18 protein-coding genes and 1 other RNA gene are annotated in these 24,405 nt (G+C 57.2%); 13 read left to right on the top strand and 6 right to left on the bottom strand.

Translation table 11 applies throughout. The features are described from left to right. Positions 1-8: 8 nt before the first annotated feature. Positions 9-587, bottom strand: a complete 579-nt coding sequence (locus HXW73_RS00185; protein ID WP_186255863.1) for a UPF0149 family protein — start codon at positions 585-587, stop codon at positions 9-11. Between the two features lie 146 nt (positions 588-733). Here HXW73_RS00185 and HXW73_RS00180 point away from each other — a divergent pair, with 146 nt between their 5' ends. From HXW73_RS00180 to HXW73_RS00170, 3 genes are all read left to right on the top strand, one after another. After that, positions 734-1,033 (top strand): cell division protein ZapA, encoded by a 300-nt coding sequence (locus HXW73_RS00180; RefSeq protein ID WP_186254369.1) that lies wholly within the window; start codon positions 734-736, stop codon positions 1,031-1,033. A gap of 53 nt (positions 1,034-1,086) precedes the next feature. Beyond that, positions 1,087-1,269: non-coding RNA, 6S RNA (gene ssrS, locus HXW73_RS00175), on the top strand. 5 nt (positions 1,270-1,274) lie between these two features. Beyond that, positions 1,275-1,898, top strand: a complete 624-nt coding sequence (locus HXW73_RS00170) for a 5-formyltetrahydrofolate cyclo-ligase (protein ID WP_186255862.1) — start codon at positions 1,275-1,277, stop codon at positions 1,896-1,898. A 429-nt stretch (positions 1,899-2,327) separates the two neighbouring features. On the opposite strand, the gene ilvA is transcribed toward HXW73_RS00170, so the two are convergent. Further along, on the bottom strand, positions 2,328-3,842 hold the full coding sequence (gene ilvA / locus HXW73_RS00165) for a threonine ammonia-lyase, biosynthetic (RefSeq protein WP_186254368.1): 1,515 nt from the start codon (positions 3,840-3,842) through the stop codon (positions 2,328-2,330). A 162-nt stretch (positions 3,843-4,004) separates the two neighbouring features. Here ilvA and rpiA point away from each other — a divergent pair, with 162 nt between their 5' ends. From rpiA to pelG, 9 genes are all read left to right on the top strand, one after another. Then, entirely contained in the window at positions 4,005-4,679 is a 675-nt protein-coding gene (rpiA, locus tag HXW73_RS00160) for a ribose-5-phosphate isomerase RpiA (protein WP_186254367.1), read from the top strand. A 280-nt stretch (positions 4,680-4,959) separates the two neighbouring features. Further along, positions 4,960-5,937, top strand: coding sequence for an NAD-dependent epimerase/dehydratase family protein (locus HXW73_RS00155; protein WP_240538677.1), 978 nt, complete (start codon positions 4,960-4,962; stop codon positions 5,935-5,937). 44 nt (positions 5,938-5,981) lie between these two features. Then, complete coding sequence (locus HXW73_RS00150; protein ID WP_240538676.1) at positions 5,982-8,792, top strand: bifunctional glycoside hydrolase 114/ polysaccharide deacetylase family protein; 2,811 nt, start codon at positions 5,982-5,984, stop codon at positions 8,790-8,792. Continuing rightward, positions 8,779-12,447 (top strand): tetratricopeptide repeat protein, encoded by a 3,669-nt coding sequence (locus tag HXW73_RS00145; RefSeq protein ID WP_186254366.1) that lies wholly within the window; start codon positions 8,779-8,781, stop codon positions 12,445-12,447. The genes HXW73_RS00150 and HXW73_RS00145 overlap by 14 nt, the downstream gene beginning before the upstream one ends. Before the next feature lie 82 nt (positions 12,448-12,529). After that, the gene (locus HXW73_RS00140; protein WP_186254365.1) at positions 12,530-13,060 is read left to right on the top strand and encodes a hypothetical protein; all 531 of its coding nucleotides are present in this window, start codon (positions 12,530-12,532) and stop codon (positions 13,058-13,060) included. Positions 13,061-13,067: 7 nt separating this feature from the next. Beyond that, entirely contained in the window at positions 13,068-14,429 is a 1,362-nt protein-coding gene (locus HXW73_RS00135) for a PelD GGDEF domain-containing protein (protein WP_186254364.1), read from the top strand. Further along, positions 14,416-15,429 carry a hypothetical protein gene (locus tag HXW73_RS00130; protein ID WP_186254363.1) on the top strand — a complete coding sequence of 338 codons (1,014 nt, stop codon included), beginning with the start codon at positions 14,416-14,418 and terminating at the stop codon, positions 15,427-15,429. Before HXW73_RS00135 ends, HXW73_RS00130 begins: the two co-directional genes overlap by 14 nt. Beyond that, on the top strand, positions 15,426-17,009 hold the full coding sequence (gene pelF / locus HXW73_RS00125) for a GT4 family glycosyltransferase PelF (protein WP_186254362.1): 1,584 nt from the start codon (positions 15,426-15,428) through the stop codon (positions 17,007-17,009). Before HXW73_RS00130 ends, pelF begins: the two co-directional genes overlap by 4 nt. A gap of 26 nt (positions 17,010-17,035) precedes the next feature. Beyond that, the gene (gene pelG / locus HXW73_RS00120; RefSeq protein WP_186254361.1) at positions 17,036-18,421 is read left to right on the top strand and encodes an exopolysaccharide Pel transporter PelG; all 1,386 of its coding nucleotides are present in this window, start codon (positions 17,036-17,038) and stop codon (positions 18,419-18,421) included. Here the strand turns inward: pelG and waaA are convergent. From waaA to HXW73_RS00105, 3 genes are read right to left on the bottom strand one after another with little or no spacing between them, the layout of a single operon-like run. Beyond that, positions 18,418-19,731 (bottom strand): lipid IV(A) 3-deoxy-D-manno-octulosonic acid transferase, encoded by a 1,314-nt coding sequence (gene waaA / locus HXW73_RS00115; protein ID WP_186254360.1) that lies wholly within the window; start codon positions 19,729-19,731, stop codon positions 18,418-18,420. The genes pelG and waaA overlap by 4 nt on opposite strands. Then, a complete protein-coding gene (gene hldE, locus HXW73_RS00110) occupies positions 19,731-21,161 on the bottom strand; it encodes a bifunctional D-glycero-beta-D-manno-heptose-7-phosphate kinase/D-glycero-beta-D-manno-heptose 1-phosphate adenylyltransferase HldE (protein ID WP_186254359.1) in 1,431 nt (476 codons plus the stop codon). Before hldE ends, waaA begins: the two co-directional genes overlap by 1 nt. After that, positions 21,151-22,248: a glycosyltransferase family 9 protein gene (locus tag HXW73_RS00105; RefSeq protein ID WP_186254358.1), complete on the bottom strand. Its 1,098-nt coding sequence runs from the start codon at positions 22,246-22,248 to the stop codon at positions 21,151-21,153. The genes hldE and HXW73_RS00105 overlap by 11 nt, the downstream gene beginning before the upstream one ends. On the opposite strand from HXW73_RS00105, the gene HXW73_RS00100 reads away from it, so the two are divergent. Next, on the top strand, positions 22,247-22,960 hold the full coding sequence (locus HXW73_RS00100) for a 3-deoxy-D-manno-octulosonic acid kinase (RefSeq protein WP_186254357.1): 714 nt from the start codon (positions 22,247-22,249) through the stop codon (positions 22,958-22,960). The two genes, HXW73_RS00105 and HXW73_RS00100, sit on opposite strands and share 2 nt — an antisense overlap. Here the strand turns inward: HXW73_RS00100 and HXW73_RS00095 are convergent, their stop codons facing one another. Next, on the bottom strand, positions 22,961-24,367 hold the full coding sequence (locus HXW73_RS00095; protein WP_186254356.1) for a mannose-1-phosphate guanylyltransferase/mannose-6-phosphate isomerase: 1,407 nt from the start codon (positions 24,365-24,367) through the stop codon (positions 22,961-22,963). Positions 24,368-24,405 lie beyond the last annotated feature (38 nt).

Below are 24,405 nucleotides of genomic sequence, written 5' to 3'. Positions count from 1 at the left end.
AAAACAGATTAATGAACGGGGGTATCGGTTTGCTCGACCTGCGGTTGGCCAGGGTGCTGCTCGGTATACAGCAGCATGGCGGCCATGCGGGCATGCTCGGTCAAGGCAAATAGATCGTTTTCGTTTTCAGGGCTATCGTCGATATCAGTATCGATTCGGCCTAATCCTTCCAGGTCACTTACCGCCTCGCGTAACGCTTGCGACCACCGCTCACGTAGCTCATTGTCAGTCACCTCATCGACTACCTCGATAAAGCCTAGCGTCCATTCCTTCAGGCCCTGGGCCTGCTCAGCCAGGCTGAACAGCTCATCTGGCAGCAGGGGCGCATAGTTCATATCACTGGCGCTTAGCGCCTCCAGGGTTTGCCGTCGCCAGCCCAACAGACGTTCGGCACTCGCCGGGTCGCGTGGTTGATCCACGCCCAAGCTTAAGCAGACCTCTTCCAGCCAAGTCTGGGCATCCATATCGCGCAGCGCGAGCAGCGCGCATAACCGACCATCCAGAAAGGCAGGCGACTGCATGCTCCCGTGCAACAAAAAAACATCGGCGATATCCGAGAAATCCTGGCGTTCGTCTATTAGCGACATCATCTTCACTCGTTAATGGGTTTAGGGTCGCTCAGGCTTGCGCGTTGACCCCGTGCAAGCGGCTCTCTTATAGTGAGCGACATCGTCCTTCCTATGCAGTGATGTTAACGCATTGGGCATCCCTTTGACCCGTGCCGGAGCCTGTCATGAGTAACACTAAACGGCCTACTACCGAAATCAGCCTGTTAGGGCGTGATTACGTGATTGCCTGCGACCCCGGTGAAGAAGCCCAACTGGAACGGGCCGCCCGCTACCTGGACCGCGCCATGCAAGGGATTCAGGCCCAAAGCAGCCTGCTGGGAAGCGAACGTATCGCGATCATGGCGGCACTCAACATTACCCACGAACTGCTTGAGGCCATGGATGAACATCGCGCCGGAGAAGCCAGCCTGAACCGGCTTAACGAGCGGCTTGAGCACGCCTTGTCACAAACTCGCAAGCCGTAAAGACCGTTTAACGCATGCCTTTGGCATTGGCCCCCGCTCTGTTAGGATAATGACGTTCTCTGGGGTGTGCGCCAGTCGTTACAGTCCCTCGAGCCTATGCGTAATACCTAGGGGGCCAAATGCTAGCCAGGCCCGTGTGCATGTCCGTGCGTCGGAAAGCCTGACGGCTTGGCTGCGGCCACCCACCTGAACCAGTAGGTTCAGGGCCAGAACGACAGCGGCACTCTGGGGAACACTAATGATGAACAGCCTCCACAGCGCTGAAGATAAACGCGCGTTGCGCCGTGAACTACGCCGGCGACGTCAATCGCTCTCGCCTCAAGCACAACGCGATGCGGCTCACCGCCTTTGCCAGCAGCTTAAGCGCCTTCCCGAAATTCGCCGCGCAAGACGTATCAGTCTTTACCTACCCGTCATGGGTGAAATCGACCCGACCCCGCTACTTCCCTGGCTGCGCCGACGAGGGGTTTCGGTTTATTTACCTGTCTTGCGGCCTTTCAGCGCCAATACGCTCTGGTTTGTCGCCTACCATGCCAACACGCCGATGATCAAAAACCGCTTCGGCATTGCCGAGCCGGATACCCGTTTTGCGGCTAAACGCCAGCGTCGTTTGCCGGCGTGGGCGTTGGATACAGTGATCGTACCGTTGGTCGGTTTTGACGCCCAGGCCAACCGCATGGGCATGGGCGGCGGCTTTTACGATCGCAGTCTTGCCTTCATGCGCCGTCCGGGTCCCAAACCTACGCTGCTGGGCGTGGCCCACGCCTGCCAGCAGGTAGACACCTTACCCGTCGAGCCCTGGGACATACCGTTAAACGCCGTGGTGAGTGACCAACATATTGTTCGCCCTGGGTCTATTTCATAGGCTACCTAACAAAATGGGCTGGCCCGTAAGGCCAGCCCATTGAGCCGGTGACGCTTTGATACCCAGCGCTACAGCTTAACTCCCCGAAAGCGCCTGCGCGTAGCCGGTAGCCAATACCCCGAGCGCAAACACAATCATCAGTGTGAGTACCATATCGGGTTTCTTACGCCGCATATTGCTTCTCCAGCCCCTTAAATGTTGTCAACTTTAAGGCGTCACCCTGCTTACCTGTCGTTAATGAGCAGCCTAATACTGCCCTGATGACGCTTTTCATTAATATCGACTGTGACTATAGGGCCAATAGGCTATCGTTGACAACGGCTAAAACAGCAATATGACATTAAAAAATAAACGCACACTGTTTCTTAACAAACTGACTCACGCTGGCCTGCGCTGTGAGTAACCGCTCACAAATATGGCGGCGCAAGATCAAGCCATGAACAGCCGGTAGGCGGGGTTATCGCTTTCCCGCCAATAGCGGTAGCCAATCGCGTCCAGATGCTCGGCAACATGCGAGCGGTCACCGTTAGGTACCTGCATGCCCACCAGGACACGGCCATAAGCGGCACCATGGTTCCGATAATGAAACAGCGAGATATTCCAATCATGGGGCAGTTGGGTGAGAAAGTTCATTAGCGCCCCCGGCCGCTCAGGAAATTCAAAACGATACAGTTCTTCTTCAAAATGCTCGCTGGGGCGCCCGCCGCTCAAGTGGCGAATGTGCAATTTCGCAAGCTCGTTGTCGGTCAGGTCCTCGACCTGATAACCCGCCTCCTGAAGCTTGTCGATAACTGACTGGCGATCCTCACCGCCAGGTTTGACCTGTACCCCGACAAAAATATGCGCCTCGCTGTTATCCGCATAGCGGTAGCTAAATTCCGTCACCATGCGCTTGCCAAGCGTGCGGCAGAACTTTTTAAAGCTGCCTGGCTTTTCGGCAATCGTCACCGCCAGAATCGCCTCCCGCTGCTCGCCAAGCTCGGTCCGCTCGGCAATATGCTGTAGACGGTCAAAGTTGGTGTTGGCGCCGGAATTGATGCACAGCAGGGTTTCACCTTCTGCGCCGGTTTGCTGGACATACTTTTTCAGCCCCGCCAGCGACAGCGCGCCCGAGGTTTCCGCGACGGCACGAGTATCTTCAAAGATATCTTTGACAGCAGCGCACATTTCATCAGCGGTGACAGTAATCACATCGTCGATAATATCTTTCACCAGCGAGAAGGGCACTTCGCCAATCTGCGCCACGGCGACACCTTCGGCAAAAACACCCACTTGGTCCAGCACCACCCGCTCACCGGCTTCTAGTGCCGCTTTCAGGCAGGCACTGTCCTCGGATTCAACACCTATCACCTTGATGTCCGGACGCAGGTATTTAACGTAAGCAGCAATCCCGGCAATCAGGCCGCCACCACCCACCGGCACGAAGATAGCGTCGAGACGCCCCGCCTGCTGGCGCAGAATTTCCACCGCGATAGTGCCCTGGCCGGCGACAACGTCAATATCATCGAAGGGCGGAATATAGGTATAGCCGTGCTCCTTGATCAGTTCCTGGGCGTGCTCGGCGGCGGCAGCAAAGGCATCTCCCTTGAGGATAACCTTGGCGCCCCGAGCGCGTACCGCCTGCACTTTGATCTCGGGGGTAATCCGCGGCATCACGATCACCGCTTTGACGCCCATCAATTTGGCGGCCATGGCAAGCCCCTGGGCATGGTTACCCGCCGAGGCGGCAATCACGCCTTTGGCTTTCTGTTCTTCGCTGAGCTGGGCCATTTTGTTGTAGGCCCCGCGAATCTTGAACGAGAAAACCGGCTGCAGGTCTTCGCGCTTGATTAAAATCTGGTTATTGAAACGACGCGACAAAAAGGGGGCGGGCGAAATGGGCGTTTCACAAGCGGCTTCGTAAACGTGGGCCTGGAGAATCTTTTTGACGGTAGCTTCAAGCATGCGGAAAATTCCAAGAAAGAACATAACCCTGACGGGCACGGGGAAAGCCTCTATTGGTAGCAGATTACGCCGTTCGCCGTCCAGCGGCGTTTTGATCGGCAGACCGCGTTTACGCCGTTATAATGGGCAATGAGCCCAACCTTCCCAGCGAAAAGGCATACCATGACCCAAGACGAACTCAAGGCCGCCGTCGCCGATAAAGCGATCAGTGAAATTGAACCCTGGCTGGAAAAAGACACCGTGCTGGGCATCGGCACCGGCTCGACAGCCAACCTGTTTATCGACCGCTTAAAGCCGCTACGTGATCAGTTCAAGGGGGCGGTGGCAAGCTCTGAGGCCAGTGCCAAACGCCTGGAAGCATTGGGCATCGAGGTGTTCGAACTCAATAGCGTTGGTACTTTGCCCTTTTATATCGATGGCGCTGACGAAGTGAACGCTCACTTACAGATGATCAAAGGCGGCGGGGCCGCACTCACCCGGGAAAAAATCGTGGCGGCCTGCGCCGAGCGTTTCATTTGCATTGCCGACCAATCCAAATATGTCAGCCAGCTTGGTCACTTTCCGTTACCGGTGGAAGTCATTCCCATGGCCCGCTCCTACGTTGCGCGCCAGCTCGTCACTCTGGGTGCCGAACCGGTATACCGGCAAGGCGTGGTCACCGACAACGGCAACCAGATTATCGACTGCTATGAGTTCATGATCGACGACCCAGTCGCCATGGAAGCCACACTTAACGCCATCGTGGGCGTGGTCACCAACGGCTTATTTGCCGCCCGGGGAGCCGACATCCTGCTATTGGGCAACCCGGAGGGCGTTGAGCGGATAGCGCTACGCTAAAGACTCGTCAGCTTTCACTTTTCTCAGGCCAGCTTTTACGCTGGCCTTTGTTTTATGGGACAAAAATGACTCACTGCCCCCTTCCCACCTCGCCACCTCGCCACCCGGGCCAAGAGTATGAGTAAAAGCATGCTTTGAAAGTGAGCAAATTCACTCGCCCGACTATTGCATATAATTGTAATTATAATTAAACATAAAGATACAAAATGTTTCAAAAATAAGCGCTGGCTAACACCTTGCGGCAAAGGTGTTATCAGCCAATAAGGGGAAGGGGAATGCCATGATGGATCACAATGATCAATGCGTCTTGGTAACGGGTGGGGCTGGCTTTATTGGCTCGCATACGGTTGATTTGCTTCTGGCATACGGCTACTCGGTACGCGTACTCGATAATTTTTCAACTGGCCGCCGGGTCAATCTTCCTACACACGAACAACTCGACGTGGTGCGCGGTGATATCCGGTCCCAAGACGATGTCTTCTCAGCGATGCAAGGGGTCACTCACTGCCTGCATTTAGCCGCTCAGGTATCCGTTCCACGCTCGGTCGAGGACCCTTACGACTCTGCCACACATAACATCCTAGGGGCGCTTAACGTGATGCAAGCGGCGGCCCAGGCAAAGGTTACCAAGCTTGTTTATGCATCGTCAGCGGCCGTATACGGAGCGCCAGCACAGCTGCCGCTAACCGAAGCGTCATGTTTGCAACCATTGTCACCTTATGGGCTGGAAAAATGGGTGGATGAACGCTACGCGACCCTTTTAAACAGTTTGCACGGTTTACCCAGCCTGGGGCTGAGGTACTTTAATGTTTATGGCCCACGCCAAGATCCGCAATCACCCTATGCCGGGGTTGTGGCACGCTTTATCGACAGACTGCTTGCTGATCAAGCACCCATCGTCTTTGGCGATGGTCAGCAATCACGCGATTTTATCTATGTCGGCGATGTGGCCCGCGCCAACCTTGCCGCGCTGTTCAGCGAGCAATGTGGCATTTGCAACGTAGCGACTGGTCAGCGGATTAATCTGCTCGAGCTTATCGATCTTCTGAACCAATTCACCGGATGCTCATTACCTACCCAGCATCTACCCGCCAAGGCAGAAGATATTCAACATTCTTACGGGGACACTCAGCGGCTGGCCGAATGGCTATCGCTGACCCCGCAATGGACGCTGAGCGAAGGCCTGAGCGAACTCGTTCAGGAGTACCGCCAAACGATAGCCAACGAGACGGGCTACCCGCTAACAGCGAATGCTTGATAAGCGCGTTGTGTGAATGGTCAATCCCGATTAAAGGTGATGCTGTGGCTAACTTTATTTTCCGTGGCTGGTTATTGGCGCTGAGTATGGTCATCAGTGCTCTGGTACAGGCGGCTCCCGCGTCCGACCAGCCCAGCGTTGCTTTTTATTACGGTAATGACGCCCCTACGGAGTTGCTCTCGCAGTTCGACTGGATTGTTGTCGAGGCGGCAAATATTGATCAAGAGCAGGCGCGGCGACTCAACCAGCATGGGGGTCAGCTTTTTGCCTATGTAAGCATTGGCGAGCTTGATGCATGGCGGGAGACTAATACACCGATTGCTGAACACGCATTTGTCACCCGCAACGATGCCTGGAATAGCCAGGTTGCCGACCTGACCGCCCCAGAATGGCAACAGTGGTTAATCGAGGAGCACGTGCGGCCTTTATGGGAGGCGGGCTACCGGGGACTGTTTCTCGACACCTTGGATAGCTATCGTCTCTTCGCCCCCGATGGAGACGCCGCCGGGCGCCAGCAAGATGCACTGGTAGACATCATTACCCGGATCAAGCGCCAGTTTCCGGATATGCGACTGGTACTGAACCGCGGCTTTGAAATCCTCGACCGCGTTCACCACGATGTGGATGGGGTAGCAGCAGAATCACTTTATCGCGGCTGGAACCCCAGCACCAAGGTCTACGGCGAGGTGCCTGCCGATGACCAGGAGTGGCTGTATGCTCAACTTTCGAAGGTAAAAGATGCGTATCAATTACCCGCCATTGCCATCGATTACGTCCCCGCCAATAACCGTTCGTTAGCGCGTGCTACCGCCGAACGCATTCACGCCGAAGGATTTATTCCCTGGGTCAGTGTGCCGCATCTCAATCAGATGGGCGTCGGGCTGATCGAGGCCATGCCGCGACGCGTGTTGATCTTGTTTGATAAAGCCAAAACGGAAGCTGGCGAGTTAGCGTATACCAACGCCCACCGTTATCTGGCCATGCCCCTTGAGTATCTTGGCTACGGTGCCGAGTATCGCGATGTCAACGAGCCGTTACCCAGCGACATCTTGCATGGCCGCTACGCCGGCGTGGTCACATGGTTTAATGAGTCGCTAATGGATGCCCCGCACTATGCTCCCTGGCTGCAGCACCAAATGGAAAATGGCCTGCGTGCGGTCATCGTCGGTGACCCAGGCGTACCCCTAACGGGTTCGCTGGGCAGTTTGATGGGGGTACGTGAAGTCAGCGGTCTGGCGGCTTCTTCGTTAACACCGCTGGAACATGATGACCTGGTCGATTTCGAGGGATTTCCTCACCCTTCTCCCGCGCCGCAAACCAGCTACCAGATACTCGACAGCGCCATCACCTCGCATCTTACGCTGAGCGATGACCGGCAACGACGCTTTTCACCAATTCTCACCGGACCATGGGGCGGCCTTGCAAGCTACCCGTGGATTTTCGAGCAGGCAAGTGAAACGCAATTTCGCTGGAACCTTGACCCCTTCAAGTTTTTACAGCGCGCTCTGGCACTACCCGAAATGCCGATTCCCGACGCCACCACCGAAAATGGCGCCCGCTACTGGATGACCCAGATTGACGGTGATGCCTTCGTTAGCCGCGCCGACATGCCCGGCACGCCCTTCACCGGCGAGCTGATGCTATCCGACATTTTAAGGCGCTACCAAGTGCCGACTACGGTGTCAATCATCGAAGGGGAAATTGGCCCTGAGGGCCTCTACCCCGGGCTTCGTGCGACGTTAGAACCGCTAGCGCGACGTATTTTCAGCCTGCCCTGGGTCGAGGTGGCAACGCACACCTTTAGCCATCCTTTCGAGTGGGAAAGCCTCCAGGAGAACGACCTGTCCGGCCAAGGCCAGACCCTTGCCAATTTCAATTACAACCTGCCGATTCCCGGCTACCGCTTCTCACTACGACGCGAAATCGAGGGGTCGAGCGACTATATCAACCGTGAGCTGGCACCCGCGGATAAACCGGTCAAAGTCGTTCTGTGGACAGGTAATGCCCTGCCGCCTGAAAAAGCCTTGGCGATTGCCGATGAACTGGGGCTGCGCAACATTAATGGTGGCAACACAAGCGTAACCCAAAGCAACCCGACCATGACCAAGGTATCCCCCATGTTGCGCCCGCTGGGCCGCTACCTTCAGGTTTACGCTCCACAGATCAATGAGAATGTGTATACCAACAACATGTTAGGCCCACTATGGGGCTACCGACGGGCAATCGAGACCTATCAGTTGACCGACCTGCCCCGGCGTTTGAAGCCCATCGATATCTACTATCACTTTTACTCTGCTGCAAGCCCTGGGGCACTACGTGCACTCCACCAAGTATATGAGTATGTACTCACCCAGGAGACATTGCCGCTTTACACAAGCGCCTGGAGCGACGTTGCTACCCAGTGGTACCACACCGGTATCGCGAGGCGATTGGACGGCGGCTGGCAGATCAAAGGGGCTAACCACATGCGCACCCTACGGCTACCCACGGACCTGGGCTGGCCTGACCTTGAGCGCTCTGACGGTATTGCAGGCGTTCGCGACATTTCTGCCGGTCGCTATATCGCACTCTCGGGCGACGGAAGTGCCACGCTCTACACAACGACTAGTCAACCGCAAAAACCCCACCTCCGCTATGCCAACGGGCGTATCACTGATTGGCACGCAAGCTCGCCCGGGCAGCTCAGCTTTGGCCTTGCCTCCGAAAAAGTGCCCTTGAAGGTTGAACTTGCCGCCGTGCAAAACTGCCAAGTCTCGGCGCCTGGGGCGCGCATTGATCAGCGCGAGAACGTCATCCAGCTAGCCTTTAACCGCGCTGATGCTGAGCGTATCGAGGTGCGTTGTGCAACGCGCTAACCCCAAAGCGACCACCGTGCTGCGCCAACGGCGATTGATCCGCCCGTTGACGCTGCGCCTGATGGCATTGGCCATTGCACTTATGCTGGTGCTGCTGTTTCCTGCCCACCACCTGCTGACACTTGAAAGCAGCGACAGCATGCCGAGTCGTATTTCACTGCTCTACTCCCAGGCGCTGCTCAATGCCAACCCTGATAACGTTGAGCTGCGCGTCAACCTGGCAAGCAAACTGCTCCAAGTGGGCGACGCGCCGCTTGCCCGTTCCATCCTGATGCCACTGCAAGACGCCGACGACATGGCGATTCAATGGTTACGGCTATCCATTGAGTGGCAATTGCTTGCGGCGATCACGCCAGAACAGCCAGGCCGTAAGCAAGCCATTCAGCAGTTTCAGGCGCTTCTCCAGACGTTTCAAACCAACACCCGCCTGCCTGCAGAGTATCTGGAGCGCATGGCGGACTATTGGCTCGCCATCGAGCATCCCTCACAGGCTGCCACGATTTACGAGCGTCTCGCTGATCAGCAAATTGACCGTCAGTATCATTGGCTGTCACTGGCCGGTTATTGGTGGCTACGTGCCGGCTATCCCGAGCGCTCGGCCGCCGCATGGCACCGCGCTTATCGGGTCGCGGAAACCCCCAGGGTGACTCTGGGCTGGCTTTCCTGGCTGATTGCCCCAGCGCACGCCCAAGGCGAGGATAGCGCCGAATCACCGCGTCGGGCAGCGGCGCTGGAGGCCTTGCGCGCTGCCCAACAGAGCCAGCGGGGTGATGGTGTCGAATATGCCCGCGAATACCTCGCCGCGTTTCCCAACGACCGCGAACTGCTCGACCTGGGTATTCGCCTCGCACTTGCCCACAACCAGCCTCAGCAGGCACTTGGCTGGTCGCAGCGGTTGATTGAACAACAACCGGACATTGCAAACCTGGAACGCCATGTGAGCATCGCGCTGGGCCTCAACGAATTAGCCAGCGCTCTGGAAGCACTCAATCAGCTGCGCCGCCAAGCCCCCGACAATGACGCTTACCTGGAGCAACTGACCCAAACCCTGCAGTGGTCCGGCGATGCCGCTCGCGCACTGCAAAATGCTGAGCAACTTGCTCGCCAAACCGGCGAGGAACGCCATAATCGCTGGGTCATTTCGTTGGCACTTAGTGTCCGAGAGCGGTCTGCGGCCATAGGCGCCCTGAGCCGCCTGGAAAGCCAAGGCCAGCTGACGCTTGAAGACCGCCGCTTATGGGCCGACCTGCTTGAAGAATTGGGTGACCCCGACGCCGCGATTGCGCAGATTCAAGCTTGGCAGGCGGCCGGCATTCACGATCAAGCGTTAGGCGTTCGCCTGGCCACCTGGCTTGAACAGACCGGACGCCTGGATGAAGCGGCTGACAGTTGGGCAGCCCTCAGTGCCCGCTACGGGTCGCAGCCTGATTTTATCCAGGCCCAGCACCAGTTGATGAATCAAAACTGGCAGCTGGACAGTGCCCTGCAACTATTAGGCCCGCCCACAAACGGCATTAGCTCAGGCACCAACAATGACAAGCAACGCGCCGAGCTTGCCTGGCAGTTGGGCGATCGCCTAGCCAGTTTGGCCGCCTATCGTGCCCTTTTTGAGCAGGATGCCCTGGACGCCGAAGGCGCCTCTAGGCTCATCCAAATGGCTGGCGATAACGACAACCTCGACCTTGCCATGCGGGTAACCGAGCACCGCTGGTCACAGGCGCGCGATGGCGATGCCCTGATCCAAATGTTCTATCTGGCTCAGCGCGACCGCAATCCGGCCTTGTCCCAGGCGCTGCTTGCCATGGCGGAACAGGCCCCTGACACATTCGAGCAATCGTCGGATTATTGGGCCGTGGTGGCCCAGCAGGCACTGCTTCAGCAAGAACCTGACGAATCGGTCGACGCTTACCAACGGGCGTTGGAACGCTCACCTCAGGACCCAAGCCTGCGCGCCGGCATGCTCTACGCGCTCATCGCTTCAGGCAATGAAGCGATATTGCGAGAGCGCCTCACAGAGTGGCAGGAGCAGGCCGCTCAAACCCCCGGCATGATGAGCGCCATGGCCGACGCCCAACGTTTTTTAGGCAATCTTGATCAAGCGCTTGTCTGGTATGGCTTGGCCAGTGACGCGGGCGTACTGGATGCATGGCAGCAACTCTATCACGCCGACGCCCTCAGTCAGCGCGGTGAAGAAGCGCTAGCATTTAACATGCGCTTAGCCGCCTTCGAAGAGCTTTCCCCAACGTTCAGCTCATCGCTAACGGCGCCTATGAACGAAGCGCAACGTCGTGATCACACCCAGGCCATGGCACTGGTAGCCGATCAGAATGGCCCTGACAGCGTGCGCGGCTGGTACCACCAGGTCGTGACAAATGCCTTTGCGGATACACCCCCCAAGCTCAGTGATAGTGAGTGGCTGTTCGGTGCACACATGGTCATGCAGCAGCCCATTCACGCCCGCTATCTATTGCTCCGCGCGCAGTCACAAGGGTATGTCAGCCCCGCCTGGCAAACACTGGCCGTGGCCTTGGAGAAGAACGATCGCGACACGCTGAAACAGTTGCCGGATAGCGATGCGGGTCGCGCACTATCTGCCACCGACCGCTTAGCGATCATGCGCCAGCTTGACCGTCGACAAGCAGCCTGGACGCTCGCCGAACAGCTCACCGCCTCCGGGATGGACCGACGTCGGGATGTCGTCGAATTAGCCGCCGACATGCCTCACCGACTGGCCACTTCCGCTGAATATCGACGCTTGGGCGACCTGGATATCGCCTCACAAGGCGTGTTGTATCAGCGGAGCGGAGAGCGCCTATGGGGCCAGCTTGAACTGGTGCAGCGTCGTCTAGACAGCCAGGATGACACTGTCGATAGCCAAGGCATTCGCGATGAACAAGCCGCTGAACTGACGCTGGGCAGGAACGGCCCGCGCCTTGATACCGAGCTATCGCTGGGCCAGCTAAACACTGACCGTCATAACCGGATTTACGGTGGCGTATCCCAACGCTGGCAGGCCACCTCACGCCTGGCCGGCACACTATACGGCGAAATAAGCCACGTGTCTGATATCAACGACTCCCTGCGGCTGCTAGCCGTCGAAGACCAGGTCGGTGCGCGACTGGAATGGACCCCTACCGCCCGAGACACCCTGAAGCTGGACGCTAGCCACGTGAATCTACGCAGCCGCGAAACCCGGCATACATTGGGCGATGGCTATCGGGTGGACGCCGAACTGCGCCATGCGTTGCTGAAAGGGGCCACGCGCCAGCTGGATCTCAGCTTGTTGGCCAATCATGCCGACTATTCCATCGATCGGCTGCCTGATGATATCCGCCAGCGGCTACCCGCCAATTTTCAAGCTGATGACTTGCTCTCCGATCAATCGAGCTTTGTCGGGGTCGGCGTTGCACTGCGACGCGGGGACCCGACCAGCATTTCACCTTTGCAGGCTTCGCCGAGTTTCGAGGTGGCCTTGGAAGCGGGCTATCAGTTACCCGAAAAAGATATCGGCCTTAACGCCCGTTTTGCCTTGGGTAGCCGACTTTTCGGCAACGATTCACTCAGCCTGAGCATCGAGGCTGACCAGGGAACGGGGAATGATGGCGACACCAACCTTGGCGTTTCACTGACGTATCAATACTTCCTGGGGCACTGACCATGCCACGGGCGACAAAACGGCAACGCCGTTACCCTGACCACTGTTTGAGGCGCCAAGCTGGCGCCCTGGAGATACAGCGATGCGTATTCGACATTTAGCACAACTTGCGCTGGTTGTTGGCGTGATATTACTCAGTGGCTGCGCGGTCACGGACGTTCACCGAACAGAGCCGCTAAGCCGCCAGGCGCAATGGGCATTACTGCCGCTTGCCAACCATTCTGAAACGCCGCTGGCAGGGCAAAAGGCCGAGGCCAGCCTGATAACGCTTTTGCATCAGCGAGGCATTAGCTCCCTGAGCCAGGCACCTCGTCCGACCCAGCAAAACTTCTTGGCGCTGCCCAGTGAGCAGGACTACCAGGCGTCGCTGGATTGGGCTCAGCAGCAAGGAGTGCGCTATGGGGTGACGGGGTCGGTAGATGAGTGGCAATACAAAGCCGGTTTGGATGGCGAGCCCGCTATCGGCATTAGTTTGCGCGTAGTCGATGTTAACACCGGGACTATTTTATGGAGCGCCAGCGGCGCACGCACGGGTTGGGGCTTCAGTACCACCAGCGGCGTGGCGCAGAAACTGATGGCGGATCTCGTCGACACCCTGCCGGTACAGCAGTGAGGCCAACATGACCCCATCTATTGATGAACTTCAGCCGACCCTGCCCTCCCGTGGTTTACGCCTGCTAGAGGCCTGCGCGATCACCCTCGCGTTTCCAGTTATCGGCTGGCTGATCAACCCCGATGACCCCCTGCTACTGGGCAGTGGCTTAACCTGGTTATTGGCAATCGCCCCCTTGCTGGTGGGCATGCGATACGGCTTCGCGCTGGGTTTCAGTAGTGGTTTGGTTAGCGTCATGCTGATGGGTTTCGAGGGTTGGTGGTACCACGGTGATCTGCTCAGCGACGCGTCACAGCGTCTGCCGGTTGCCATCGCGCTGATATTGGTAGGCATGGTGGCAGGTGAAATGGCCGATACCTGGCGCCGGCGTTTACAGCAAATGACGGTTGTCCACCGCGCGCAGTCGATGCGACTGGAGGAATTTATCCGCCACTATCAGCTACTGCGCGTTTCCCACGACCAACTGGCAGAACGCCTGGCGGCCAATCCCTTCACTCTGCGCGATGCCCTGAAAGCCTTGGAAGCAAAATATCGGGCGCTGACGCCTGGAGGCGATATGCTCAGGCAACACGGCAGCGAACTGCTGAGTTTCCTGGCGCTACATGCCCGGGTCCAACAGGCAGCGTTGATACCCGTGAGTCGCCAACAGCAATTACAGCCACAGTCTGCCATCTGGTTCGGCGGCGAGATAGCTCTCTCATGGCATGACCCAATGCTGTTAGCCTGTCTTGAACAGCGCCGCATGATCTGCCTGAAAAGCGCCATGGATCAGGGTATTAACATTGATGCCGCACCGCTGCTTGCCGTCGTACCGCTCATTGATATCGAGCAACGTATCTACGCTGTCGTGGCGATCACCGCCATGCCCTTCATCGATTTTCATCGTGGCCACTTACACCTGCTGGCCGTATTGGGAGCCCAGTTGGGTGATCTGTTGCAACAGGCCCAACACACACTGCAGGGAGAAAGCACTGACCATCGCGCCCTCGTCGCCCAATGGGTTCGACACGCCCGCGACCATCAACTGACCTCACTGCTAATCGCCATTGATTTCTCAGCCCAGCTCAGCGATATCCAGATAACCTCCGCCATCGATAGTATTGTCAGCGAGCAACGCGGCCTCGACCGTAGCTGGGTCACTCAAAAAAGTGACCATTCGCAGCGACTCTACGTGCTGCTGCCGCTAACCAAGCAGGGCGCCTTTACGATTTATGCCGAGCGGTTAAAAGAAACAATGGCCGCACAGCCGGGTATCGGTGAAGCCTGCCAACACATTGTTATCAGCTGCCAGGTGATTGACGGTCGTCGGTCGGCCAAAAAACTGCTCTTGGCCAAGTCTCGCCCCGAGGTTAGCCATGCTCATGCATAGTCCTGCAAGACGTTTGGCAGCCGGCTTACCCTGGCTGGTCGTCGGCCTTGGGGCTGACGCCTGGGCCGTGTCTTTATGGTGGGCCACGGCAGCGGCACCTTCGCTACACATCATTTTGCTCCATGGGGCTGGGGCACTACTGATGGCGGAAGGTATCCGACAACTATTGCCTGCCGACTACCAACAGCCCGCCTTGGGGTGCATTCTTCTGCTGTTTTTACTGTTTTTTTTGTTGCCAGGTATTGGCTTACTGGGTTTATCACTAGCCGTGGTACCCGCACTGTATCGCGCCGCCCCCAAACGAGACGTGCCCTGGCAGGCGTTGGATTTCCCCCCTCTGCCCTACCAACCGCTCTCGCCGCCCAGCCCTGACACCACGGCCATGCGCGAAGGCTTGGCCAGTGTACTGAGTTATTCCGATAGCCTAGCGCTACGCCAGGAAGCCATTCTGGCCTGTCGCCATCTGCCTCGGCGTCAGGCGGTAAACCTGCTTCGTATAGGCTTGGCTGATCCGACCGATGACGTAAGGCTGCTGGCCTATTCGATGCTCAGCGGCATCGAACGCGAGGTAGACGAGCGTATCCAGCAGCTTGTCCAGCAACGTGAGCGCGATGGTGACCCACGTGGGCATTACGCCGAAGCGTTGGCCGTTCTCCACTGGGAATATGACTATCTGACGCTCGCTCAAGGCAGTACGGCAGGGTTCTATTCAGCCCGCGCTCTTGACTACATTAATCAGGCAATTGGCCATGCCAATCGCGCTGACCGGCAGCTATTGCGCGGCCGTATATGTCTCGCTTTGAAAGATTATCAAAGTGCTGAAGCCGCCTTTCGCCAATGTGAATTGCTCGGCATGCATGACGACGATCTCGCGCCGTATCGCGCCGAACAGGCCTTTCAAACCCATCACTACCCTATGCTGCGTGACCAATTGTCACGACTGAGCGCTACGGCCCAGCGGCACCCGGTGTTACGCCCTATAGCGGAGTATTGGCGATGAGTTGGCCGAGACTTGAGCAGCGCGACGCCCCCGCGGATGTCACCTTGCTGCTGGAAGGTACCTATCCCATGGTGCGGGGAGGGGTAAGTGCCTGGGTGGACCAGCTGATCCGTGGCCTGCCCCAGCTTCGTTTTGCACTGGTTTTTCTGGGTGGAAGCCGCGACCATTACGACGGCATCTTGTTTGAACGCCCCGCAAATGTGGTGCATTTAGAGTGCCACTACTTAATGGAGGCTTTACCCGCACATATCGCCGTCAAAGCCAGCCGGGGGCGCGCCAGCACCTTTGCCAAGGTCCGCGAACTTCACGAAACGTTGCGTCAACCAGCGGCCAGTGACCAGCAGCGAGCGCTGTGCGACGTTGCCCGGATGATCGGCCAGCGCGGAGGCTTAAACCAGGAAGACTTTCTCCACAGTCAGGAAGCCTGGCAATACATCGTCGATCACTACCTTGAACATGCCACAGAACCTTCGTTCATTGATTACTTTTGGTCAGTGCGCAATATTCATGCGCCGCTCTTCATGCTGGCGAAAATTGCCAATGACTTGCCAAAAAGCCGCTGCCTGCACGCCATCTCGACCGGCTATGCGGGTTTTTTAGGCGCGCTGGCGCACCATATTCACCAGCGGCCATTAGTGATCACCGAGCACGGTATCTATACCAAAGAGCGTCAAATTGACCTGCTTGAAGCCAAATGGATTAAAACATCACGCGATGCGCTGTCCCACGGCTTTCAGATCGATACCGGCTATATTCGCCAGATGTGGATCCGTTTTTTCCAGGGGCTTGGCCGAATGGCCTACGCCAGTGCCGCGCAAATCACCACGCTCCATGAAGGCAACCGTTTGCGTCAATTGCAGGATGGGGCATCTGAAGCACGTACCCGACTGATCCCCAACGGCATTCACATTGAGCGTTTTGCACCATTGCGCGATGCCACCGCGGATAACCAGGCCCCGATTGTGGCGTTACTGGGTCGCGTCACGCCGATCAAGGATATCAAGACGTTCATCCGCGCTATGCGCCAGTTGGTCAGCCAATTGCCTGACGCCGAGGGTTGGATCGTGGGTCCGGATAGCGAGGACCCGATCTATGCTCAGGAGTGCCGCGACCTGGTGGCACAACTCGGTGTGGAAAAGAACGTCAGATTTCTGGGCTTTCAGCGCACCGAAGACATTCTCGCCCAGGTGCGCTTGGTGGTGCTGACCTCAATTAGCGAAGCGCAGCCGCTGGTGGTGCTTGAAGCCCTGGCAGCTGGCGTACCCGTGGTGTGCAGCGATGTCGGTGCCTGCCGCGAACTGGTCATGGGCAATCAGGATATTCACCAGGCGGCAGGAGAAATCGTACCAATCGCCAACCCCATGGCGACGGCCAGTGCCATGCATTATCTGCTTGCCAACCCGGCGGCATGGCACAGCGCACGCGCCACAGGTATTGCCCGCGTTGAGGCCCAGTACACCGACATTTTAATGATGGAGCGTTATCAGCAACTGTATAAAGATGTCATGCAGCCCTCTTTAGCCGCCAGCGATTCATCGGCACCCGCAGGCTGCCCACTATCAACATTAGCCGCACGTTAACCCCTTGGCGTTGGGAGATCATATAGATGGCCGGCATTGGTTTTGAACTGCGGCGGTTGCTACGTCAGGATAGCTATTTCAGCCTGTTGCGTGCTTATGGCTATGCGGGATTGATCAGCTCAGGCCCATGGGTGCTGTCCATTCTGGCGGTCATGGCGCTGGGCATCTTATCTGCGGCAGCAAACCCTTCCAACACCACGCATGTGACAGCGTTTCTAGTATCTGTCACCTGGCTCGTCGCCGGATCTCTGCTGCTGACGTCACTGGTGCAGTTGTTGTTTACTCGCTTTGTTGCCGACCGGCTGTTTGAAAAGCGCGATGTCACGATCCTGCCCAACGTGATGGGGCTGCTGACACTGGTCATGCTTATAGCCGCCGCCGTCGGTAGCGCTCTGCTGTGGTGGACCTTCGGACAGACACCCTGGCTCTATCAACTGGAAATGCTGGTCAGCTTTGTGGCGCTGTGCATGATCTGGTGCGTCACCGTGTTTGTCGCGGGGGTCAAAGCTTATCGGCAGGTGCTGCTGGCATTTGCGTGCGGCTATGGGGCCACGTTTATTGGCGGTGTACTGCTCAAAGATTACGGGCTTGAGGGCCTGCTGGGTGGCTTTGTGATCGGCCAAAGCCTGCTACTTTTCATGCTGCTGGCCATGGTGATTCGCCATTACCCCAGTGATCGACTCTGGGATTTCGAGTTGCATCGTGCCGGGCAGTGCCAGCGTTCGTTGATCGCCATCGGGCTGTTCTATCAGGCCGGTATTTGGGCGGACAAGCTGGTGTTCTGGTTCAACCCGGCCACCTCCGAGCCCATTATTGGCCCGCTGCGCGCCTCGCCGATTTACGACCTGCCCATCTTTCTGGCCTATCTTTCCATCGTGCCGGGCATGGCAGTGTTCATCATGCGCATGGAAACCGACTTTGCCGAGCGGTGCCATGCCTATTACGACGCTATTCGGGGCGGGGATACACTGGGGCATATCGAGACACTGCGCGGCGAAATGGTCGCCAGCGTTCGTCACGGTATCTACGATATTTTCAAAGTACAGGGCATCACAGTGGCCGGGCTGTTACTCAGTGGTCCGCTATTATTTTCCTGGCTGGGTTTTTCCCACTGGTACTTGCCACTGTTTAATATCGATATTGTGGCCGTGGGAATCCAAGTACTGCTGATGGCCATCCTGAACGTGCTGTTCTATCTCGACCGACTCAAACCGGCATTATGGCTCTGCCTGCTCTTCTTGTTGAGCAACCTGATACTCACGCTACTCAGCCAACTACTGGGCCCGGTCTTCTACGGTTACGGGTACGCACTATCGCTGCTTTTCACCACCTTGGTTGGCTTGGCGGTGCTGGACCACGAGTTCGAGCAGTTGACCTACCAGACGTTTATGCTGCAACCCAGCAAGGGCTAATCCGAAGAGACCACCAAAGAGGGCGGTACAAGCTCACCAAGCCCGTCCAGCGTACGTTTGAGAGCGCCCTGCTGGGCCTGGATAACCGCCAGGGCGGCTTGGCCTTTTTGCTGTGCATCACCGGGATGATCAAAATAATCAATCAGCGCCTCTGCGAGGGCGTCGGGGCTATCCACCAGAGCAAGCGCTCCGGCAGCTAACAGCGGCTCGGCCACGTCGCTAAAATTTTCGATCGAGGGCCCGCTAAGCACGGGCCTGCCCAGAGCAGCAGGTTCCAGCACGTTTTGGCCGCCCAGCGGCACTAAACTGCCCCCCACATAAGCCACATTGCCCGCCGCATAGAGCACCGCCAGCTCCCCCAGCGTATCCGCCAGGTAGACCTGCGTCTGCTCCGTTACGGGCTGCTTCTCGCTGCGACGACTGAACAACCAGCGTTCATCGCGACACAGGTAGGCAACCTCATCAAATCGCTGGGGATGGCGCGGCGCCAGTACCAAAAGCGCGTTTGAATGGCGTCTACGCAACTGAGAATGCGCCTGAAGCAATAGCGTCTCTTCACCATCACGGGTAGAACCCGCTACCCATACTGGGCGCTCACCCCACTCACGATGTAAGTACTCACCTTCTCTGCGAGCCTCATCTTGTAGGGACATTTCAAATTTCAGCGACCCCACCACGCTGGTTACCTCAGCGGGGCATCCCAGCGCGTTAAAGCGCTCCGCATCTTCCGATGACTTGGCTGCCAGCCAGCCAACGTTAGCCAGGGCAATGGTCATCAAGGGTCGCAAGCGTCGATAACGTTGGTAGGCGCGGGGCGATAAACGGCCGTTGACCACCGCGACGGGCACTGCCTGGCGACGACAGGCGTGTAGCAGGTTGGGCCACAGTTCGGTTTCAAACAGCAGCGCCATCGCGGGTTTTACCCGTGCGACAAACCGCTTGGCCGCGCCTGGGTAGTCCAGCGGCAGAAAGCGGTGGGCAAGGCGTCTTTGATCGCTTTCAGGTTGCTCATGGATGAGTGCCTGTGCCTGCTGGGCGCCCGTTGCGGTCATGGTAGTGAGCAGCAGGCTGTGCTGGGGATAGCGGGTCAGCAAGCCGTCTATCAGGGGGCGGGCGGCGCGCACTTCACCCACCGAGGCGCAGTGCAGCCAAAGGCGTGGTGCTGGCGGCAGCGTGCCAAGGCACATACCAAGGCGCTGCAGGCGCGAGTAAGTGGGCACTTGCTCTCGCCAGATGCGCCACATGATCAGCGGCGACAGGGCATACAGGGCCGTTGAGTAAGCCAGCCGAGGCCAGATAGGTGCCGCCATTAGCGCTCACGATCCAGAATTGAGCTGATCATCGCCGTCGTCGAAACACCATCTTCAAAGCCCAGTACTTTCACCTCACCGCCGTTGGCAATCACCGCTTTACCCCCGGCAATGTCTTCCGGGCGATAGTCGCCGCCTTTGACGAGAATATCCGGTAGTACCGTTTCGATAAGCGCTTGAGGGGTGTCATCGCTGAAGGGGACGACCCAATCCACCGCGCCCAATCCGGCCAGCACCTGCATACGGCGATGGAGTGGATTGATTGGCCGCGTTGGGCCTTTCAGGCGGCCGATGGAGGCATCGTCATTGACTGCCACAATCAACCGATCCCCCAACCGTTTTGCCTGTTCGAGATAAGCCACGTGGCCCGCATGCAAAATATCGAAACAGCCGTTGGTCATGACCACGCGCTCGCCCCGCACTTGGGCAGCGCGCACAGCATCAACCAGCTGGGTTGGCTCAATCACCCCGAATTCAGCGAGCTTATCGCCGTGCAGGGCAGTGTAAAGCTCGGCAATCGACAGCGTGGCTGTACCCGGCTTGGCCACTACCAGCCCTGCCCCCAGATTGGCCAGCATCATGGCCTCGGGCAGTTCATGATTTGCCGCCATTGCCAGCCCCATCAGGCCAATCACTGTATCGCCAGCACCCGTCACATCAAAAACTTCCTGGGCACGGGTGGGTAAATGCAGCGGTTCATGCCCTTCCCAAATCAGCGTCATGCCTTTTTCGCTGCGTGTGATTAATAGCGCGTCCAGCTCAAGGTCAACGCGCAGTGCTTCGCCACGCTGCGAGAGCTCGGCATCCGTGCTACACGGGCCGACAATCGCTTCAAACTCCGTCAAATTCGGCGTTATCAGGCTGGCACCGCGGTATTTGCTGAAATCGCCGCCCTTGGGATCAACCAATACCCTTTTCCCCTGGGCACGCGCCAATGAGATCAGCTTCTCAACCTGATTCAACGTGCCCTTGCCGTAGTCAGAAAGAATCATCACGTCGCAATCGGGAAGCGCCTGCTCCACATGAGCCAACAAATCCGTGGTATCGACACCGTCCAGACGCTCCTCGAAGTCCAGACGCAGCAACTGTTGGTTGCGACTCATGACCCGTAACTTGGTAATCGTTGGTATCTCTGCGCTGTGCTGAAAGTGAGTGCTTACATTTGCGGCAGACAATTGACTCGAAAGCAGCTCAGCATTTTCATCAGCGCCCACCAGCCCAGCGAGGCCGACCTGTGCCCCCAACGCCGCAATATTCAACGCAACGTTCGCCGCCCCGCCGGGACGGTCATCCGCATCCTCGACGCGTACCACCGGCACAGGCGCTTCCGGCGATATGCGCGAGGTGCCACCGTGCCAGTAGCGGTCTAACATCACATCGCCCACCACAAGAACGCGGGCATACTCCAAGGCGTTTAAATCAACTTTCATCCGTGGTTCCTGTTGTTGAACGCGCCGCCGTATAGGTCAGCAGTGCCTCTAACTTGGCGATGACGTCATCGGTTTTGATGAGTGCCATGGCGTCGGCGTGGCGAACGCGCTGCCCCCAGCTTACCTCTTCCACCAATTTTTGCAGGTAGGTGTGCAGCGCCTCCGGGTAGGCATTAACGGCAAAATCACGCCACAGATAGGGCGCCGCACGTTGGGGATTAGTCGTCGCGTAAAGCCCTAGTGTCGGCGTCCCCATGGCGTTGGACATGTGCGCAGGGCCGGTATCCGGCGAAACTACTGCGCGCGCGCCATCAATTAACGCTAAAAGACCTTTTAACGACGTTTGGCCAATGGCATTGATCACGCTGCCTGGCTGACAGAGCGCTTCAATTTGCTCACCGACCTCGCGCTCAAGGGAACTGCCTCCTCCTGTCAACACGCTTTTCAGGCCGTGCTGTACCCACGCATATTCAACGACGCTTGCGTACCCTTCCACCGACCAGTTACGAAAATTGCGGAGCCGCACGTTACTGCATGGATTAATCACCAGATAAGGCGCTTCACCGCTGATCAAACGCGCTTCATCGTAAGCAGCAGCGGGCACCGGCAAATTCCACTCCAAGGGGCCATCTTCGACACCCATCAAACGCGCGAAATCCATGAAGGATTCCAGTACATGAGGGTTGGTCCTGGGCGCAATATGCAGCTGGGTAAATCGGTGCTGGGCATCTTTGGCCCGCGCCTTGTCGTAGCCCACACGCACCTTGGCCTTCAGCCCAAGCGATAAAACACTCGCACGAATGGCTTGCTGCATATGCAAAAGCACATCAAAGCGCGTATCCGCGAGCTCACACCATAGGGCACGCATCCCCTTGAACCCCGTCGATTTGTCATACACAACAAACTCGACCCCGGACAGGCCGGCCAGTAGACTATATTCCCCTTTGCCGATGATCCAGGTAATGCGCGCTTGTGGCCACTGGCGCTGCAACGCTCGCACGGTGGGCACAAGGTTGCAGACGTCTCCTAACGCAGAGAGGCGCAGAATCGCAATATGGTTAGGTTGATCAGGCAGAGAGGGCTCCATGCGCTTAGCGGCACTCCGGCAAAAAAATAGTCACATTTTACATGATGCAGACAGTTTATGTGACGCTGGCATATCTCACCAACCCGATCCCGCACTGTTCAGCGCTGAATACTGGCGATCCCGCGATTTAGTGATCGGCGAAGCCCCTGGCCGGGGCAGCAGCCTTTTTTTACAGGCCACCCCTGGAGAGCAATGGGTTTTACGCCCATACCGGCGAGGCGGTTTAGTCGCCAAACTAAGCCAAAAACGCTATTTCTGGGTAGGTGCTGAACGCACCCGCGGCTTTTGCGAAATGCGCCTCACGGCCAACTTGTTCGAGCAGGGTTTACCTGTTCCGCGTCCTGTCGCCACCTGCGTGGCTCGCCATGGGCTCAGCTACGAAGCCGCCTTGATCACTCAACGCATCACCGGTGCCAAAGCGTTAGCCGAATTGATCGTCAACCACTTGGCGGATGAAGCACTCTTGCAACGCATAGGCGCCATGATTCGACGTTTTCACCAGGCAAAGCTTGATCATGTCGATCTGAATGCCCGCAATATTCTGGTCGATAACAGCGGCGCACCATGGTTGATTGACCTGGACCGCTGTCGGTTACGCCAACCGGGGAAGTGGCAGAACGCCAATCTGAAGAGGCTTGAGAGATCCATACACAAGTTTGATTCCACCTTGTCGATCTCCGCTATTCTTCAAGGATATCGCGCTGCGGGTTGATCAAACGCGGCCGTATTGATCCTCGAAGCGGACAATATCGTCTTCGCCCAGGTAGCTGCCGGACTGCACCTCTATTAGTTCGAGAGGCAGCGTGCCGGGATTTTTCAGCGCGTGAACCTGGCCGATGGGGATGTAAGTCGATTCATTTTCGAATACAAGGGAGGTGGACTCCCCATTAGTGACTTCCGCCGTGCCGGATACCACTATCCAGTGCTCTGCCCGATGATGATGCATCTGTACCGAGAGCTTGGCACCAGGGTTCACCGTAATACGTTTGACCTGATAACGCTGGCCTCTATCGACCGATTCGTAGCGCCCCCAGGGACGATAGACAACGCGATGATTTTTGAACTCGTCACGACCTTCAGACTTGAGTCGCTCGACAATTTTTTTAACGTCTTGCGTCTTATGCCTATCAGCGACTAATACCGCATCCTTGGTTTCGATAATGACGAGGTCTTCAAGGCCTATCGCGGCCACCAAGCGGCTCTCGGAACGCAGCATGGTATTGCGGGTATCCTCCTGGATAACATCACCATGATAGCTGTTACCTGCCTCGCACTTATCGCTTAACTCCCATATGGACGACCAGGCACCTAGATCACTCCAGCGTGCCGACAAGGGCACGACGGCGGCATGCTGCGTTTTCTCCATCACGGCATAATCGACCGATATGTCCTCACATTGGGCAAAGGCGCTCTTATCGACACGCGTGAAATCCAGGTCTTTCTCTGTACGCGCCATCGCCTGATGACAAGCATGCAGCATATCGGGGTAGAAGCGTTCAAGCTCCTCCAGGTAGCGGCTCGCTCGAAACAGGAACATGCCGCTATTCCACAAGTATTCACCACTTTCCACGTAGCCAGTGGCCGTCACCGCATCCGGCTTTTCGACGAAGCGCCGGACACTAAAGCCTGGCCCCAACGCAGCCCCCTGATGGATATAGCCGTACCCCGTTTCAGGAGAGGTGGGCACGACACCGAAGGTAACCAAATAATCGCGCTCTGCGAGCGACTGCGCCTTCTTGATACTGTCATGGAAAGGCGCGATATCCTGCACCAGGTGATCAGCCGCCAACACAAGCAATAAAGGGTCATCACCGTCTTGGGTAGCCGCGATAGCCGCCAAAGCAATCGCGGGCGCCGTATTACGACCAACCGGTTCCAACAACAACTGACCGTCGCACACGTCAATTTGACGTAATTGCTCTGCCACGAGAAAACGATGTTCTTCATTACATATGACAATGGGTGCTTGTGTATCAAGCCCGTCAAGACGCCCCAGCGTCTTTTGTAGCATGGTGAGCCCGCCATCGAGTGACAGGAACTGCTTGGGATACAATTGCCGTGACAATGGCCATAATCTCGATCCCGCTCCTCCCGCCAGGACAACAGGCAATAATGACATATCAGGATATTCCTAGGGTTATGAGAAAATCACAGTGT

The sequence above is a fragment of the Halomonas sp. SH5A2 genome (genome assembly GCF_014263395.1).
GTDB lineage: Bacteria > Pseudomonadota > Gammaproteobacteria > Pseudomonadales > Halomonadaceae > Vreelandella.
The sequence above is the reverse complement of the archived record's forward strand: the minus strand, read 5'-3'. Positions and strand labels throughout refer to the sequence as shown.

What these genes read in the sequence shown, in the direction of transcription:
- HXW73_RS00130 (WP_186254363.1), top strand. Translation starts at nt 14,416, where the DNA reads ATGCTCATGCATAGTCCTGCAAGACGTTTGGCAGCCGGCTTACCCTGG.
- hldE (WP_186254359.1), bottom strand. Translation starts at nt 21,161, where the DNA reads ATGAAAGTTGATTTAAACGCCTTGGAGTATGCCCGCGTTCTTGTGGTG.
- HXW73_RS00180 (WP_186254369.1), top strand. Translation starts at nt 734, where the DNA reads ATGAGTAACACTAAACGGCCTACTACCGAAATCAGCCTGTTAGGGCGT.
- HXW73_RS00100 (WP_186254357.1), top strand. Translation starts at nt 22,247, where the DNA reads ATGCGCTTAGCGGCACTCCGGCAAAAAAATAGTCACATTTTACATGAT.
- HXW73_RS00155 (WP_240538677.1), top strand. Translation starts at nt 4,960, where the DNA reads ATGATGGATCACAATGATCAATGCGTCTTGGTAACGGGTGGGGCTGGC.
- HXW73_RS00095 (WP_186254356.1), bottom strand. Translation starts at nt 24,367, where the DNA reads ATGTCATTATTGCCTGTTGTCCTGGCGGGAGGAGCGGGATCGAGATTA.
- HXW73_RS00185 (WP_186255863.1), bottom strand. Translation starts at nt 587, where the DNA reads ATGTCGCTAATAGACGAACGCCAGGATTTCTCGGATATCGCCGATGTT.
- pelG (WP_186254361.1), top strand. Translation starts at nt 17,036, where the DNA reads ATGGCCGGCATTGGTTTTGAACTGCGGCGGTTGCTACGTCAGGATAGC.
- pelF (WP_186254362.1), top strand. Translation starts at nt 15,426, where the DNA reads ATGAGTTGGCCGAGACTTGAGCAGCGCGACGCCCCCGCGGATGTCACC.
- waaA (WP_186254360.1), bottom strand. Translation starts at nt 19,731, where the DNA reads ATGGCGGCACCTATCTGGCCTCGGCTGGCTTACTCAACGGCCCTGTAT.
- HXW73_RS00105 (WP_186254358.1), bottom strand. Translation starts at nt 22,248, where the DNA reads ATGGAGCCCTCTCTGCCTGATCAACCTAACCATATTGCGATTCTGCGC.
- HXW73_RS00140 (WP_186254365.1), top strand. Translation starts at nt 12,530, where the DNA reads ATGCGTATTCGACATTTAGCACAACTTGCGCTGGTTGTTGGCGTGATA.
- rpiA (WP_186254367.1), top strand. Translation starts at nt 4,005, where the DNA reads ATGACCCAAGACGAACTCAAGGCCGCCGTCGCCGATAAAGCGATCAGT.
- HXW73_RS00170 (WP_186255862.1), top strand. Translation starts at nt 1,275, where the DNA reads ATGAACAGCCTCCACAGCGCTGAAGATAAACGCGCGTTGCGCCGTGAA.
- HXW73_RS00135 (WP_186254364.1), top strand. Translation starts at nt 13,068, where the DNA reads ATGACCCCATCTATTGATGAACTTCAGCCGACCCTGCCCTCCCGTGGT.
- ilvA (WP_186254368.1), bottom strand. Translation starts at nt 3,842, where the DNA reads ATGCTTGAAGCTACCGTCAAAAAGATTCTCCAGGCCCACGTTTACGAA.